The sequence below is a fragment of the Micromonospora rosaria genome (genome assembly GCF_001567585.1).
GTDB classification, from domain to species: domain Bacteria; phylum Actinomycetota; class Actinomycetes; order Mycobacteriales; family Micromonosporaceae; genus Micromonospora; species Micromonospora rosaria.
In genome coordinates this window covers 1-16,158 of sequence record NZ_LRQV01000145.1, presented here as the reverse complement: position 1 = coordinate 16,158, position 16,158 = coordinate 1, and the positions used below count along the sequence as shown (strand labels likewise).

Sequence of the window (16,158 nt, the reverse complement as noted above, 5' to 3'; positions counted from 1 at the left end):
CAGGTCGGTGCCGGTGGCGGCCCCGGACCGCAGGTCGGTGCCGACGGCGGCGACGACGTCACCCCGGATCAGCAGGTCCCCCCGGTCGAGGAGGCCGAGGTCCGGGTCCATGGTGACGATCGTGCCGCCGGTGAGCAGGATCGGGCGGCCGGTCCGGTGGGCCTGCCGCAGGTCGTCGGGGGTGGTCCTGGTCATGTCAGCTGCTCCGGGGTCGAAGAAACGCGCCTGCCGTGGCCCACTGTCGGCGGCTCCGGCGGCCGGCGGCAGGGCACCTCGCGCCGGGGCGCACCCCGCCCGGACGCGCCCCACCCGGGCACGGACCACCCGGACGCGCCCCACCCGGGCACGGACCGCCGGGACACGGACCACCCGGACGCGCGCCACCCGGGCACGGACCGGCGGGGCGGGGGCTGCCTGGGTGTGACACACCCAGGCAGCCGGCCGGGTGGCTGGTTACCGTCGAGGCATGGCAGCCAACGAACTGGGCGAGTTCCTCCGGGCCCGCCGGGCCCGCCGTCGGCCGGAGGAGGTGGGCATGCCCCGGTACGGGCAGCGCCGCGTCGCGGGGCTGCGGCGGGAGGAGCTCGCCGTGCTGGCCGGGGTGAGCGTGGACTACTACACCCGCCTGGAGCAGGGCCGGGAACGGCACCCGTCGGCGCAGGTGGTCGACGCGCTCGCCGAGGCGCTGGACCTCGACCCGGACGCCCGGGAGCACCTGTACCGGCTGGCCGGGCTCACCGCCACCGCCCACCGGGGCACGGTACGCGACACCGTCGCCCCCGCGTTGCGGCAGCTCATGGACCTGCACCTCACCGCACCGGCGTTCGTCACCAACCGGCTGCTGGACGTGCTGGCGACGAACGCCCTGGCGGACGCGCTGTTCGCCCCGTTCGCGGCGGCGGACAACCTGGCCAAGATGATCTTCTGCGACCCGACGGGGCGCTGGTTCCACGCCCGGTGGGACCGGGCGGCGCGGGCCGCCGTGGCGCACCTGCGGCAGGCCGTGGGGCACGACGCCGGCGATCCCCGGCTGCACGCGCTGATCGGGACCCTCGGCGGGGCCAGCGAGGAGTTCCTCGCCCTGTGGAACTCCCACGACGTGTGGGGCAAGACCACCGACGGCAAGGAGTTGCACCACCCGGACGTGGGCGCGCTGTCGCTGACGTACCAGACCTTCGACGTGCGGGACGCCCCGGGCCAGCAGCTGATCGTCTACCAGGCCGAGCCGGGCAGCCGCAGCGCCGAGGCGCTCACCCTGCTGGGCACCCTCGCCGCGACCCGACGGGACCGGACGGCACCGACGAGGCAGCCGGGGCCGGGACGCAGCCCGACGGCGTGAGGCCGACCCGCACGCAGGACCGCGTGCGGCGCGACCGAACCGGTCCGCAGGCGGAAAGCCGGTGTGCGGTGCGACCGCAGGCGGGCCGGTGGACGCCGGTACCGGCGCCGACCCCGTGACGCTCCCCCCCGGGGTCGGCCTCCCCCGCGCCGGTACCGGCCGACGGGGGCCGGGTCAGGTCCCGGCGGGAACACCCGGGCGGTGCTGGTAGCCGCGCAGCAGGTGACTTCCGCCGCTGACCAGGGTCGCCCCGGCCGCCATGCCGACCAGGACCAGGATCGCGCTGATCGCCCAGAGGCCCGACTCGGCGCCGGCCGACGCCTGCTGCGACCAGGCGACGGTGAACGCCGCCGTCATCACCGGCACCACCAGCCACGGGTTGAGCAGCCACCCGGCGACGGCGGCGACCGCGACCAGGGAGAGCACCACCCCGACGACCTGCCAACCGGCGTACGTGCCGGCCGCCGAGCCGGTCCGCGGGTCCGCGGGGTGGCCGGTGTCCCAGCCCAGCCACGCCCACCACACCGCCACCGTCGCGGCGGCGAGGAGCAGAGCCCCGGCGAGGGAACGGGTACGTGTCGACGTGTCCACGGCCCTGATCATTCCGGTCCGGCCGACGGAACGGATGGGTACCCGTACTCAGCCCGCCGGTCCGGTGGCACCGTGGCCTGCCCCGATCCCGGCGAGTGTCCGATGCCCGACTGATCGGTGGCGGCGCACCGGTTCCCGGCGGCGGCCACCCGGCACGACCGTCCCCACCAGCGCGGACGCCCGCGCCGCAGCGGAGGCGGCCAGGGTGGACGACCCGGTGGGCAGCCGGCCCGGCGGAGCCGGTGACCCGGATCGCTATGGTGCGGCACCGTCGGGGTTCGTAGGGTGTTCGGGTTCGCCCGACGCCGGCCGCCCGAGGGGTTGAGAACGCTGACATCCGCCGCCCGTCCCCCGCGCGCGCCCGGCCCGGCATGACGCTCGCCCGGGACCTCGCCGGCCTCCCGACCGACCGGGTCGTCCAGATCGGCGGCCCCAGCGTCCTCGGCGGCCCCACCGTCGAGGTGGTCGCCGAGACGGCGGCCCGGTGCCTGACCGACCACGCCGCCGTCGTCCTCGACCCCGGCTCGGGCGGTCCGCTCGACGTCGTCCGCACGACGCTGGACCGGCTGGAACAGGTGGCGTACGCGCTGCTGCCCGGGTGGCTCCCCGAGGCGGCGCAGGTCGGCCGTACCGATCCGCTCAGCCTGGCGGCCGTGCGCGCCGCCGCGACCGGCCGGGCCCGTGGTACCCGGCACTCCGCGCCCTTCCTGGCGCACCTCGCCACCGCCGCGCTCACCGGCCGACGCCCGCGCGGCGACGCCTTCGCGTTGGAGCAGCGCTGCCTCGGGCTGGCCCGGGTGGTCGCGGAGGGCTTCGACCGGTCCGGGCTCGTCCTGCTCGTCGGCCTCCCCGCCGACCCGACCGAGCAGGCGGAGCAGGCCCTCGTCGCGGCGGCCGAGTGGCTGGCCCAGCACGGCCGGCTGGGCGTCTGGCTGGTGGGCGGGGCGCTGCGGGTGGACCGGGTCCCCGTCGTCCACCTCGCCGGGCCCGGCCCGGTCGCCACCCGGCCGGCGGGCGGCGGGACGCCGGGTCGACCCGCGCCGCCGACGGTGGTCGGGCGGCCCCACCCGGCCAGCGCCGCCGAGGCCGCGCTGGAGGCGGCCCTGGCCGCCGAGAGCTGGGCGGCGGGACGCCGGTGGAACCAGTCGTACCAGTCGGACGTGCTCACCGCGCCGGTCCGGCTGGACCTGGTGTGGCCGGCCGAGCGCTGCGTGGTCGAGGTCGACGGGCCGGAGCACTGCCACCCGGCCCGGTTCGAGGCGGACCGGCAGCGCGACGTCCGGTTGCAACTGGACGGTTACGCCGTCCTGCGCTTCACCAACGCACGGATCAGCCACGACGTCGGCTCGGTGGTGCACCAGATCGGCACCTACCTGCGGGACCGGCGACGTGCCATGGCGGAAGGAAGGTTCCATGCCCGGCGATGACCTCACCCCGAGCGAGAGCGCGATCCTGGTCGCGTTGATGGCGGTGGCGCGGGAGATCTCCAACACCGAGCTGAAGGAGCGGTACCACATCGACGTCCGGAAGGGGTACCGGGACAAGCTCAACCGGCTCCGGTACGTCGAGAGCCGCAAGTCCGGCCGGACGTACCTGCACCAGCTCGCCGACCGGGGCTGGGCCCGGGTGGAACAGGACCTTCCCCTCGACGCCCGGGGTGCCCGCGCCCTCGGCGGGGCGCTGACTCTGCTGCTGGCGAACCTGCGGGACCGGATCGCCCCCCGCGACGACTACCGGTCGTTCGGCGAGCTGTTCGCGCTGACCGACCTGCGGGCCACGGCCCCGCCGACGAGCGGGCCGCAGGTCCTGCGGACCCGGCTCCGGCAGGCGTACGCGGCCCTCGCCACGGGCCCCGGGGAGTGGGTCGGCCTGACCCGGCTCCGGCCGTTCTTCGGCGACGTCGACGTCGACGACCTCGACGAGGCGCTGCGGCGTCTGGAGCGGGAGCCGGACGTGAACATCGTGCCGGAGTCGAACCAGAAGATGCTGACCCCGCAGGACGTCGCGGCGGCGGTACGCATCGGCGGCCAGGACAAGCACCTGCTGGCGATCGGCGTGTGATGCGGGAGGCGGAACGCGCCGCCCTGGCGGCGATCAGGTTCAACTGGGCGCCGGTACCCGACGACGTCTGGCGGCCCTCGCCCTTCCACGTCGAGGGGCTGCACGGCGCGGTAATGCGGGACGTGCTCGACGGGCTCGCCGACGCCCGCGCCAGTGTGGACGGCAGCCCGATCGGCCTGGTGTTGCAGGGGCAGCGCGGCTCCGGCAAGACCCACCTGCTGGGCTGGACCCGCCAGCAGGTGCAGGCGCAGGACGGGTACTTCTTCCTGGTCGGCCTGCTCGACCCGAAGGGCTTCTGGAACAGCGTGCTGACCGCCGTCCTCGACGGGTTGGCCCGGCCGGTCTCCGCCGGACAGACCCAGCTCCGGCTGCTGCTGCGCCGGCTGTCGGCCCGGGTGGGCGCGCCCCGCGCCGCGCGCCGGGCGGTGATGGGGGAGACCGAGCTGACCCGGGAGGCGCTGGACGCGTTCGTCGCGGGACTCGTCCGGCTGGACCGGCACGTGGTGACCCGCTGCCAGGAGACGGTACGGGCGCTCGCGCTGAGCGTGTCGGAGGACGTCGCGCACCGCGACCTCGCCGAGAACTACTTCGCCTCGGGCGAGGAGGAGACACCGGGGGAACGGGCGGCGTGGGGGATGCGGCGCGCGCCCCGTACCCCGCAGCAGCTCGTGCAGGACCTCTCCTGGCTGCTCGCGCTGACCGGCCCGACGGTGATCGCCGTCGACCAGATCGACACGATGATCGCGCAGTCGGTGCTCGTCACGGACCCGGGCCAGCAGCGGGTCGACGTCCGCGACGACCCGGAGCAGGCGGCGGCGCTGGCCCGCTTCGCCGACGGGCTGATGACCCTGCGGCAACTGACCCGCCGCACGCTGACCCTGGTCGCCTGCCTGCCCACGTCCTGGACGATCATCCGCAACCAGACCGTGGACACGGTGGGTGACCGGTTCCGCCAGCCGCCCCAGCTCAAGACGATCGACGACGTCGACCTGGGCCGGGCCATCATCGAGAAGCGCTTCGCCCTCCACTTCGCGGACCTCGGTTTCGTGCCGCCGTACCCGTCCTGGCCGGTGCTGCCGGGCGCGTTCGCCGGGGCCGGCGCGATGACACCCCGGCAACTGCTGATCGACATCGACCGGCACATCCGGGCCTGCCTCGCCGCCGGTGAGGTCCGGGAACTGGCCCGGCTCGGCGACCCGGACAGCGACCCGGCCACGGCCCCGCCCGTCGACGTCTCCGCACCGGTCGACCTGGCCCGGTTCGACGCCCGGTTCGCCCAGCTCCGGGCGGCGGCGGACGTGACCGCCCCGCTGGCCCGCGACACCGAGGACGGCACGGTCCCGGCGCTGCTCGCCGCCGGTCTCACCGCCTGGGTGCTGGAGCGCGGCGAGACGGGCGGGGCGTTCAGCGTCGACCCGCCGCCCAGCGCCGACCCACCGTTGCACGCGCGCCTGCGGCTCACCCTCGACGAGGCCACCGAGGACCAGGTCCACTGGTGTTTCCGGGCGGTCAGCGACGGCCACCACGCCATCGCGGCGCTGACCCGGCTGCGCAAGGCGTGCACCGCCACCGGCCTCGACGAGCGGGTCGCCAGACGCCGGCTGTTCCTGCTGCGCAACGGCGCCTGGTCCGGCGGCGCGAAGACGACGCTGGCGGTCGAGGCGTTCCACCGGGCCGGCGGGACCACCCTGCCCCTGACCGACGAGGACCTGCGCACCCTGTCGGCGCTGCGCGGCCTGCTGGCGGAGGCGCCGGTCGACGTCCGGGGGTGGCTGACCGCACGGCGGCCCACCCGGGACGTCGCCGTCCTGCGCCGGGCCCTCGCCGACGTCGGGGACTGGCTCCCGGCCGCACCGCCCCCCGGCGATCCCACCACCGCACCCGCCGCCGCAGCGGCTGAGCCCACCACCGCACCCGCCAGCGCGCCGGACGGGTCCACCACCGGGACGGGTGGGGGCGGTGGTGCGGTGGCGGTCGCCCGGCCCCGGGACGAGGGCCCGGTGTTCACCGTCGGGCACGACCACGGCGACGGTACGCCGGTGCGGCTCGCGCTCGAGGCGCTGCGCAAGCACACCACCGTCTTCGCCGGCTCGGGGTCGGGCAAGACGGTGCTCATCCGCCGGATCCTGGAGGAGTGCGCCCTGCAGGGCGTCTCCGCCATCGTGCTGGACCCGAACAACGACCTGGCCCGGCTCGGTGACCCGTGGCCGCAGCCCCCGCGGCACTGGGGTCCCGGGGACGCGGAGCGGGCCGCCGCGTACCTCGCCGGGACCGAGGTGACCGTCTGGACCCCGCGCCGCTCGGCGGGGCGTCCGTTGAGCTTCCAGCCGCTGCCGGACTTCCGGGGCGTGCTCGACGACCCGGACGAGTTCACCGAGGCGGTCGAGGCCGCCGTCGCGGCGCTGGCGCCCCGCGCCCAGCTCACCGGCCGTACCAGCCGGGCCCACCTGGGTCTGGCGGTGCTGCGCAAGGCCGTCGAGCACTACGGCCGGCGGGGCGGCAGCCGGGTCCAGGGGCTGGTCGACCTGCTCGCCGACCTGCCGGACGGCCTGGTGGACATCGACGGCGCCGACAAGATCGGGGCTGCCCTGGCGCAGTCGCTGGCCGCCGCGATGGTCAACGACCCGCTGTTCGGCGGGGAGGGCAGTCCCGTGGACCCGGGGCTGCTGCTCACCCCGCCACCGGGGCGCGCGGCCCGGATCTCCGTGGTCAACCTGGTCGGCCTGAACTCCGACGAGACCCGGCAGAGCTTCGTCAACCAGTTGCAGCTCAGCCTGTTCGCCTGGATCAGGCGGAACCCGGCCCACGACCGGCCGCTGCTCGGCCTGCTGGTGATGGACGAGGCGCAGACCTTCGCCCCCTCCGGCGCGATGACCGCCTGTACGCACAGCACGCTGGCGCTGGCCGCCCAGGCCCGCAAATACGGTCTCGGGCTGGTCTTCGCCACCCAGTCGCCGAAGTCGCTGCACAACCGGATCCCGGGCAACGCGGCGACCCAGCTCTACGGCCGGCTGAACGCCCCGGTGCAGATCGAGGCCGCCCGGGAGATGGCCCGCGCCAAGGGCGGTGACGTCCCCGACATCTCCCGGCTCGGCACCGGGGAGTTCTACCTCGCCGCCGAGGGGGCCGCCCCGGTCAAGATCCGTACCCCGCTGTCGCTGAGCCACCACCCGGCCAGTCCGCTCACGGTGGAGGAGGTGCTGGAGCGGGCCCGCACCCCGTAGCGACCGCCACCACCCGTCACCGCGCCGGCACCGCCCGGCGACCCTCCGGCCCGCCCCGCACCCCACCTGAGCAGCACTGGCGTACCTGCGCTAGACAGGAACGCAGACAACACCTCCCTGGGACGGCTGGAGCACATGGCACAACCCCTCCTGGTCTGGCTGCTCGGTGGCGTCCTGCTGCTGGGCGCGGGCTTCGTGACCGCCCTGCTGCCCCGGTGGCGGGCCCGCGCGCAGGACCGTGTCGTCGCCTGGTCGGCGGCGCGGGCGGCGATCGACAGCGCCGCCGTCAGCCGGGACGCGGCCCGGCGCCCGGTGCCGGAGGCGGAGCGCCTGCTGGCCCGCGCCGAGCACCTCGCCGCCGGGCGCGGTGGGCCGACGGCGGCCCGCACGGCGACCGGGTACGCGCGCCGCGCCGACGAGCTGTGGCGGGCCGACCACCGCGCCGAGGGGGGTACGGCGTGACCGGCCGTCAGCTCCTGCGCCGGGCCGACCGGCTGCGCTGGCTCTTCCTCGGCGTGGCCGTGGTGGTCCTGGTGGTGTTCCTGCTCGCCCAGCACCAGAGCGTCGAGGTCAGCTACGGCCAGTCCCCGTCGGCGTCGGGCCGGATCGAGGAGGGGTCGGCCGGTGAGCTGAGCGACGCCACGCTGCCCTCGGTCGAGGAGATGACCGCGCTGGTCGCCGCCGACCCGGTGGTCCGGCTGCCCGGGGCCGTCGCCGCGTGGAACGAGTCCCGGGTCAGGGACGCGATCGGCGCGCACGACGTGCGCATCCTGGTCGCGCCGCCGGGCCTCGACGAGGAGCAGCGCAAGCAGCTACGCGAGGTCGACAACGCCACCATCCGGGTGATCGGCACCCAGGTCAGCGGCGGCCTGTACGAGGTCACCCCGGACCGAATCCCCGGCTGGCGGGCCCAGTTCGCCACCCACGACGTGACCGACCTGCTGGTCACGCTGATCACCACGCTGAACAAGGATCCCCGCCCGGAGGACCGGGACGAGCTGCGCTGGCGCGAGCCGACCGACGCGGAGGTGGAGCGGGTCGCCGCCGACCTGCGCGCCGACCGGCCGCACGTCGCCGCCGGGGCCACCCTGACCCGGGTACCCGCCGACGCCGCCCGTAACGCCTTCCCGGACGGCGCCCGGTACGTGGTGCTGCCCGCGCAGCCGCACGGCGAGCCGCTGCCCGCGTACGGGCCGGTGCTGACCCGGCTCTTTCCCGACGAGCCGATCGTGCTGATGTACGGCACCTGGATCGAGTACCACGGCCCGGCCGGGGAGGAGTTCGCGGAACTGGCCGCCGCGAGCTTCTACGCCCAGTTCGGCAGCCGGCTCAGCCGGTACGCCTATCCACAGCAGAACGTGCTCACCGCGTACCTGAACCAGGTCACCGACATCCGGTACGCGGGGTTGTTCGACCGGCCCCTGCCGTACCGGCCGCTCGACCCGCTGCGGGTGGCGCTGCCCGCCCTGCCGTGGGTCTTCGCCGGCTGCGTGGCCGCGTTCCTGGTCCTGTCGATCCGGTCGCTGCGCCGCTCGGGCGGGGGCCTGCTCGCCCGTCCCGGCGACCCGCAGCGCGGCGGGGTGCCCGCCCGGCTGGCCGGGCTCACCGCCCTCGCGCTGGAGGTCTCCCTGCTCACCGACGCGCGGAGCAACCCCGCGCTGACCCGGGGCATCGTCACGCTCCGGGCGGCCCGGGAGGCGCTCGACGAGGGGCTGCCGGACCGGCACGTGACCCGCCTGCTCGACACGGCGACCGCCGAGCTGGACGACACCGCCCGCACGCTGGGCATCGCCGGTTACCGTCCGCACCTCTACCTCCAGGGGAGGCTGTCGTGATCCGCTGGTTCGGCCGCCCCGCCGTCCGCCGCTGGCTCGGTGACCTGGTCAGCACCCCGTTCGGCTTGGCCGTGCTGGCCTGCCTGGTGCTGGCCGGCTGGGCGCTGTGGTCCGGCGGCCTGCTGGACGGGCCGGTGGCCCGCCAGGTGCGGACCTCCTCGGTGTACGCCGCCCCCGGCGTCGACCTGGACCGGGCCGCCGCCGAACGGATCATCGGCAACCGTCGGCTGGTGGTGCTGATGATGGCGCCGGGTGCCGACCTGCGCGCCGCCTGCCAGGACGTGGGCCAGGCGGCGAAGGGCACCCTGGTGCTGGTGATGAGCGCGGACGACGACGACTGGGACACCTACGGCTGCGCCCGGTACACCGGTGACGACGCGAAGGACTTCGGCCGGGCGGTGGTGGCCGAGACGACCATCTCCCGGGGCACCGACGGCTTCGTCGACCGCCCGCTGGAGGCGTTGAAGGTCGTCGTCGTCAACTACGACCGGCTGGTGCGGGCCGCCATCGTCCCGGACGGCGGGCGCACCATCAGCCCCTCGCTGCCCCGCTTCCTGCTCGCCGGCGCGGCGCTGGTCGGGGTGGTCGCCGGCGCGACCGCGCTCTACGTCGGCGGTCGCCGGGCCGGCCGGCTCGCGGCCGTGCGCCGGGCCCGCCGGGACGAGAGCGCGGACGGCCGCAGCGCGCTCAGCGCCGCCGCGGCCGTCCTGGCCCAGCAGATCATCGACCTGGATCGACGGTACGCCCAGGTGCACCGCCAGGCCACCCGTGCCGGCAAGGACCACAAGTTCCTCCGTGGCTACCGGAACCTGACCACCGGGTACGTCGCCCTGCTCGACGACCTCGCCACAACCGACGGTGACGAGGCCGCCGTCCGGCGGCTCCGGGAGCGGGTCGACGCGCTCGGCCGGGAGGCCACCACGCTCACCGACCGGGCGGACCGCACCGGTCGGTGAGGACCCGGGGCACCCCGGCCGGGACGCCGGTCACCGCCGGCGGACGTTGCCCGGGTTCGGGAGCTGCGTCCCCGTGGTGTTGCTCTGGTTCTGCTGCCCGGACGAGGTGTTCGGCTGGGTGGTGGGCGGGACGTACTGGCCCTGCTGGGGCAGCAGTCCGCTCGCCACGTAGCTCAGCCCCGCCACGGCCGCGCCGTAGCCCGCGGCCTGCGGGTTCGACGGGGTCAGGCCACCGTAGACGCCCTGACCCACCGCGTTGGCCACGGCGGGCACGATCTGCCAGAGGTTCGGCTTCGGGTGCGGGTTCTGGGGGTTCCGGTGGATCTGCCACTGGTTGTAGGCGGCGGTCAGGACGGTGTTCATCAGTTGCGCCCCGCCCGCGCCGACCCCACCGGCGTAGACCTTCGGCCACCCCGCCAGCGTGCCGACCGCCTGGGTGACGAAGGCGGCCCCCAGCAGGACCTGGTTGCGCCGTTCCTCGTTCTTGATCGCCTTCCACGCCTGGCCGGTCCAGTGCTGGAGGTCGAAACCCCGCCCGTTGCCCCGGTTCTCCATCCGGTAGTACTGGCCCTCGACGTCGAAGCTGTTGCCGTCGAAGGCGCTCTCCAGGCGCTCCACCGAGGAGTTGGCGGAGACGTTGGGCAGGGACGCCTGGTAGTCGCTCGCCGTGTACTGGCCGTACCCGGCGGGCAGCGACGAGGTGCTCGTGCTCCCCACCGGACTCGGCTGGTACTCCTGGTAGTAGCTGCTGTCGCTGGCGTGGCTGTACACGCTGCTCGACGCGGCCTGCGTGGTCTGGTACGGGTACATCTGGTACGAGTACTGCTCCTGCTCCGGGCCGATCTCGTCGCCGCTGTTCGACCCGCTTCCCGACTGGCTCTGTCTGGGCATCTCCGTACCTCTCTGCCGCATGGGGGCATGACGCTCTCTCTACGGCCGGCCCGCCACCCCGGTTCAGACGCTCCGGAGGTGCTTTTCGCCACCAGCGACCGCCGGCGGGGGCGGTGGGAACGGCGGGGGCGGTGGGGGGCCCGGTTGCGCCGCGCCGGGCAGCGCCCGCGCGGCGGCCCGTTCGGTGATCGCGGCGACCTCCCGCTTCGCCTGCGCCGAGATCCGGCCGGCGTCCGGCTCCTTGTACCAGGGACGCAGCGTGATCACCGCCGGGCGGATGCCGGTGGCCAGCAGCAGGGCGGTGCCCTTGGACAGGGCCCGGATCCGGTCCGGCGGGAGCACGTGCTCCTGCCGGTACGAGGTGGACCGCGACGAGCCGTCCCGGCTGCGGGAGACGCTGACCGTGCTGACGTCGTGCTGGCCGACCAGCTTGGAGACCTTCTCCACGAAGTCCGCGTCGTCCAGACCCGCGCCGAGCAGCTTGATGGTGGCGGCCCCCCACAGCGCGTCCATGCCGGCCTCCCCCCACACCCGGGAGCCCTGCCGGTAGCTCTGCAACAGGGTGACCACGTTGATGCCCCGGGAGCCGAGGTGGGAGTAGAGGTCGGGCAGGTCGGAGATGCGGCAGACGTTCGCCGCCTCGTCCAGCACCGCCGTCATCGGCGGGTCCAGCCGCCCGCCCATCCGCTCGGCCGCGACCACCCCGGCGCGCAGGGTGGCGTCGGCGAGCCCGGCGATCACCCCGGCCGCCGACCCGCCGCCGTCCTTGGAGAGCAGGTAGAGGGTGTCCCGGCCGAGCACGTGCCGGTCCGGGCGGAACTGCGGCAGGTACGGGTCCGGGGTGACCCAGGCCAGGATCTCCGGGTCCAGCAGGCAGGCCACGCACTGCCGGGCGGTCTCGTAGATGCCGTCGCGGGTCTCCACCGCGCCCCGGACCGTGCCCTGCAACTGCTCGGCCATGGCGTGCAGCCCCGCGTCGCGCAGCAGGTCGACCGGGGTGCGGTCGGCCGGGTCGGCCAGCCAGCCGAGCAGGTCGGCGACGGAGGCCCCGCCCCGGGCGGCGGCCAGGAAGAGCGCGGTCAGGGTGTTCTGCGCCGCCGAGATCCAGAAGTCCTTCTTGGTGGTGTCGTCGTTGACCGAGGCCACGAAGTGCCCGGCCAGCCGCCGGGCGCCCTCGATGGTGCCGCAGTCGCCGAGCAGGTCCCACCACATCTCCCGGTGGCTGTGCGCGATGCCCTGCGGGTCGAAGGTCCACACCGTGCCGGTGCGCTCCCGTTCGGCCCGGGTCACCGCGTACACGTCGGACTTGTTGGAGGTGAGCAGGACCGCGCCCCGGGCCCGCAGCACCCGGGGGATGGCGATGCCGGTGGACTTGCCGGCCCGGGGCGCCATCAGGTCCAGCTCCACGTCCTCGAAGGAGGAGCGCAGCTCGGGGCCGCTCGGGGCGAGGTCGCCGAGGAGGTTGCCGGTCTCGTCCGGGTGCAGGTGCCTGTGCCCGGCCAGCGAGGGGCGCAGTTCCCGGGCGCGGGCGGTGATCCCGGCGGGGGCCAGCGAGGCCAGGTCCCGGGCGCGGGCCAGCCCGATGCCGCGCCGACGCCGGTCCAGCAGGGCCCGCCCGCCGATCACCAGCGGAACGACGACGAGGGCCGCCGTCGCCACCATCCCGGCGTAGACGGCCCAGGCGGGCGCCCCCGGCCAGAGCGCCCCGGTGTCCCCACCGGCCAGGGTCAGGTACGAGCGCAGGGTGAACGGTGGCAGGTGCCAGCCGTGCCCGGTCACCCCGGCCCCGAGGCTGCCGCCCGTCCAGGCGATCAGGAAGATCCCCAGGTTCGCGAGGGCCACCAGGCTGAAGGCCCAGAAGAACAGGTCCGACCCCTTCGGCGGGCCCCCCGACGCTCCGCTCACGCCCGCCACCCCCGGTCGGCCGGCCCGGTCCCGTCGGCCCGGTGGGCGACCTCCGGCCGGGTACCCAGGTTGCCCAGTTCCGCCTCGGCCTCGAAGGCCGCCTGCCGGGCCGCCGCCCGCTCGGCCGCCTGCTGCGCGGCGTACCCGTTCTGCACCCACCGCTGGTTGGTGTCGTGCAGGCGGCGTTCGGTGTCGGTGATGGAGACCCGGATCGGGATGCCCGGCCGACCACCCACCTTGATCAGGAACCGGCCGCGCCCGGGGGGCTCCTCGTTGCTGCCGGTGCTCGCCCAGCCCGGCGGGGAGGACCAGGAGGAGACCAGTTCGACCTCCCGCCGGGACAGCCCGATCACCCGGCCCAGCTCCTGCATCTCCGCCGCCGGCAGGCCGGCGCAGGCCACGATGCCGGCCCGCTCGACGAAACCCCGGGCCTTGGCCCGGTCGGAGTCGGAGCCCAGCGCCTCGGCGTCCTTGAGGGTGTGGGTGATCTTCGCGTCGCCGAGACCCAGCGACCGGTTGAGCCGGGTCAGCGCGTCGATCCGGTCGACGATGCCGGAGGCGGCCCGCAACGGACGCCACAGCTCGTCCAGGATGGTGAAGAACCAGCGCCGGGGGGCCAGCCCGGCGTCGGCGAGGGCGTGCGAGGCGGCGACCGTACCCAGGCCGTCCGACCAGGCAGCGAGCATGGCCGCGGCGGTGAGCTGGGTGTCGGCCTCCCCGATGCGGGAGATGTCGATGCAGACGGCGGGGGCGTCCGGGTCGATCCGGGTGGAGGTGACCGAGCCGAAGGTGTCCCCCAGCGCCCCGTCCAGGATGCCCAGCAGGGAGCGGTGCAGCGGGTCCACCGCGTCCCGGTAGCGGGTCTCCTGGCCCCGGTCCAGGGTCACCGCCCGGACCCGGTCCGGCCCCTCCTCCAGCACCCGCAGCAGGTCGGGCAGGAGCGGGGCGCGGTGCTTCGGGGTGTGCTCCCGCAGGTGCCGCAGGCAGGCGGAGAGGACCGCCTGCTCGTGGTCGTCCAGGGCGCGGCCCCGCACGATGGTCAGCAGCGCCGCCACCATGTTCAGCACCCGGCCGTGGGTCTCGGCGGCCAGCGCCTGGCCGGCCTGCCCACCGATGCGCTCGGCGGCCAGCCCCATCGCCCCCGGATCGAGCACGTTGATCCCGCCGACCCCCCGGCCGATCTGGATCACCTGGCCCCCGAGGGCCCGTACCGTGTCGGCGTAGTCCGGCTTGAGGTCGCCGAGGACCAGCGGCACCACCCCGGTCGCCGCCAGGCCCACCGCCATCCGGTTGATCAGGGTGGACTTGCCCAGGCCCGGCATGCCGAGCATGAACAGCGACGGGTTGGAGATGTACCGGGCCCGGGTGAACCAGGAGATCGGGTCCCCGCAGACCGTGGCCCCGGTGAAGAGGTGCTGCCCGAGCGGGACCCCGGACATCGGCGCCCCGGAGCCGGCCGAGAAGGGCCAGAGCCCGCAGGCCTGCACGGTGGTGGCCCGCCACATGGTGGGGGCGTCGAGGTAGCCGACCTTGCCGCCGCCGGGCCCCTCCCAGCCCCGGTTCGACACGGGCAGGCTGCGGGACGGCCGGGCGGGCCTCGTCTCCTTCGGCGGCTTCGGCGCCTCGTCGTCCGGGTCGCCGACCACCCCGGTCAGGGCGGTGGCCGCGCCGGAGCTGCCCGCCGGCCAGCCGGTACCGAGGTCGAAGGGCCGGGTGCGGTCGCGGGAGCCGGTCCGGGCGGTCACATCGCCTCCTGAAGCTCGTGCGGCAGCATGGTGTGCTCCCAGGGGAGGATCCCGGCGGGCAGGGTGCAGGTGAACGCCGCCGCCTGCATCCGGTTGGCCGGGCGCATCGCGATCCGGGTCGCCCCGGTCATGTTGCGGACCAGCACCGAGGCGTCGTCGAGCTGGTCGTGGCGGTCGACGGTGATGGTGAGCATGAGGGAGAACTCCACCAGCCCGGCGCCGGTGGCCTCCTCGGCGGCGGCCTGCTCGGCGGCGCGGACCTCGGCGGCGGCCCGCGCCTGCACCATGCCCCGCCCGGAGGTGGCCATGAACTGCGCGGTCCGCCGGTCGGACTCGACGATCCGGGCCGAGGTCGCCGGGTCGATCGGCCGGTACAGCAGCGCCACCCGCTTGCGCCGGGTACCGGCGGAGGCGTCGAGCATGGTGCGCAGCACGCTGGAGCGGACGGTGCCCCGGGGGGCGAGGGTGAGCAGCCAGGTCCGGGAGACCCCCGAGTCGTGCTGGTACGCGTCGACCGTCTCCACCGCGGCGACCGGCCCGGCGTCGGCCCACTCCAGGCCGGTGTGGCCGTGCTCGGCCCGGACGCTGAGCACCTCGCCGGCGCAGCCCGGGTCGTAGGCGACCCGGACCACCTCGGCGATCTCCTCGGCGGTGAGCGGCTCGGCCACCCCGCCACCGGCGCTGATCAGCCCGGTCAGCAGGCTGGGTACCCGGATCGCCAGGTCGGTGACCACGTCCTCGGGATCGCGGCGCGGACCGCCGACCGGGGCGTAGGTGAGGGTGATGTACGAGTTCATCTCCGACGAGGCGGAGGGGTAGTCCTCGACCACCTCCTCCATCACCGCGCGGGCGGCGGGCGGGGCCGAGTCGTCGAGCCGGGGCAGCACCTCGGTCGCCAGCCGGGTGCCCGGGTCCGGTGCGGTCTCCACCACCACCGAGGCCCCCCGCAGGCCGGGCTCGTGGGCGAGCCGGGACAGCCACTCCCCCCACAGCGCCACCCAGGTGTCGACCTGGTCGGGGTCGACCAGGGAGCCGCCGTCGGGTTCACAGCGCAGCACGATCGTGTAGAGGTGGCGGTTCTTGTGGTGCAGCACCCCGAACGGCCGGTCGTAGGCGTCCCGCCCCTCCCGCGAGACCACCCCGCTGAGCAGCCCGGGAGGCTGGAACCGGCCCTCGGGGCGGGCCGACAGCGGCCCCGAGACGTACAGGTGCTCCTTCCTGGACTGACGCCGGGACCACCCGATCCGCAGGGCCACGAGCTGGTACAGGTTGCGCCCGTCCTGGGTGCGGACCGCCAGTGGGGCGATGCCCATCAGGAAGGGGGCGCCGACCACCAGCGCCGCCTGGATCGAGATCAGCGAGGCGAGCAGGACCACCACCAACCCGCCGAAGACCCCCACCGTGCCGGCCAGCCCCAACGGGCCCAACCCGGCCCGCCGGGGCCGACGCCAGTTGCCGTACGTGGGCTCGATGGCGGCATCCGTCGACATGTGCCTGTCCCTTCCCTGTCCCCGGGCCGGTGGGCGCGCCGGGTGTCCCGGCGGCCCCCGTGGGCCCGTACCGTCGGTGCTCTCCGTGCCGGCGCTCGGCGGCCGGCCGGCGTGTTTCCCC

Annotated in this window: 13 protein-coding genes; 7 read left to right on the top strand and 6 right to left on the bottom strand. The window is 75.3% G+C overall.

All coding sequences use genetic code 11. The features are described from left to right. On the bottom strand, window positions 1-195 hold a 195-nt coding region (locus AWW66_RS27115), incomplete at its 3' end, for a hypothetical protein (RefSeq protein ID WP_211272118.1). A gap of 271 nt (window positions 196-466) precedes the next feature. Here AWW66_RS27115 and AWW66_RS27110 point away from each other — a divergent pair. Continuing rightward, window positions 467-1,339: a helix-turn-helix transcriptional regulator gene (locus AWW66_RS27110; RefSeq protein WP_067372008.1), complete on the top strand. Its 873-nt coding sequence runs from the start codon at window positions 467-469 to the stop codon at window positions 1,337-1,339. A 174-nt stretch (window positions 1,340-1,513) separates the two neighbouring features. Here AWW66_RS27110 and AWW66_RS27105 read toward each other — a convergent pair whose 3' ends face one another. After that, window positions 1,514-1,930 carry a hypothetical protein gene (locus AWW66_RS27105; protein WP_245648509.1) on the bottom strand — a complete coding sequence of 139 codons (417 nt, stop codon included), beginning with the start codon at window positions 1,928-1,930 and terminating at the stop codon, window positions 1,514-1,516. A gap of 371 nt (window positions 1,931-2,301) precedes the next feature. Between AWW66_RS27105 and AWW66_RS27100 the strand changes: the two genes are divergently transcribed. From AWW66_RS27100 to AWW66_RS27075, 6 genes are all read left to right on the top strand, one after another. Further along, window positions 2,302-3,357: an endonuclease domain-containing protein gene (locus tag AWW66_RS27100; RefSeq protein ID WP_067372001.1), complete on the top strand. Its 1,056-nt coding sequence runs from the start codon at window positions 2,302-2,304 to the stop codon at window positions 3,355-3,357. Further along, window positions 3,344-3,991 carry a hypothetical protein gene (locus AWW66_RS27095; RefSeq protein WP_067371999.1) on the top strand — a complete coding sequence of 216 codons (648 nt, stop codon included), beginning with the start codon at window positions 3,344-3,346 and terminating at the stop codon, window positions 3,989-3,991. The genes AWW66_RS27100 and AWW66_RS27095 overlap by 14 nt, the downstream gene beginning before the upstream one ends. Next, window positions 3,991-7,215: an ATP-binding protein gene (locus tag AWW66_RS27090; RefSeq protein WP_067371996.1), complete on the top strand. Its 3,225-nt coding sequence runs from the start codon at window positions 3,991-3,993 to the stop codon at window positions 7,213-7,215. The genes AWW66_RS27095 and AWW66_RS27090 overlap by 1 nt, the downstream gene beginning before the upstream one ends. A gap of 135 nt (window positions 7,216-7,350) precedes the next feature. Then, window positions 7,351-7,677 (top strand): DUF6403 family protein, encoded by a 327-nt coding sequence (locus AWW66_RS27085; RefSeq protein WP_067371993.1) that lies wholly within the window; start codon window positions 7,351-7,353, stop codon window positions 7,675-7,677. Then, window positions 7,674-9,050, top strand: a complete 1,377-nt coding sequence (locus AWW66_RS27080) for a hypothetical protein (RefSeq protein WP_067371990.1) — start codon at window positions 7,674-7,676, stop codon at window positions 9,048-9,050. The genes AWW66_RS27085 and AWW66_RS27080 overlap by 4 nt, the downstream gene beginning before the upstream one ends. Then, on the top strand, window positions 9,047-10,006 hold the full coding sequence (locus AWW66_RS27075; RefSeq protein WP_211272117.1) for a hypothetical protein: 960 nt from the start codon (window positions 9,047-9,049) through the stop codon (window positions 10,004-10,006). Before AWW66_RS27080 ends, AWW66_RS27075 begins: the two co-directional genes overlap by 4 nt. A gap of 30 nt (window positions 10,007-10,036) precedes the next feature. On the opposite strand, the gene AWW66_RS27070 is transcribed toward AWW66_RS27075, so the two are convergent. The 4 genes from AWW66_RS27070 to AWW66_RS27055 form a co-directional block, all read right to left on the bottom strand. Next, a complete protein-coding gene (locus AWW66_RS27070; protein ID WP_067371987.1) occupies window positions 10,037-10,897 on the bottom strand; it encodes a hypothetical protein in 861 nt (286 codons plus the stop codon). Window positions 10,898-10,960: 63 nt separating this feature from the next. After that, entirely contained in the window at window positions 10,961-12,802 is a 1,842-nt protein-coding gene (locus AWW66_RS27065) for a TraM recognition domain-containing protein (protein WP_157528016.1), read from the bottom strand. After that, window positions 12,799-14,547: a P-loop NTPase family protein gene (locus AWW66_RS27060; protein ID WP_245648508.1), complete on the bottom strand. Its 1,749-nt coding sequence runs from the start codon at window positions 14,545-14,547 to the stop codon at window positions 12,799-12,801. Before AWW66_RS27060 ends, AWW66_RS27065 begins: the two co-directional genes overlap by 4 nt. After that, a complete protein-coding gene (locus AWW66_RS27055) occupies window positions 14,544-16,037 on the bottom strand; it encodes an SCO6880 family protein (RefSeq protein WP_067371984.1) in 1,494 nt (497 codons plus the stop codon). The genes AWW66_RS27060 and AWW66_RS27055 overlap by 4 nt, the downstream gene beginning before the upstream one ends. Window positions 16,038-16,158: the final 121 nt, after the last annotated feature.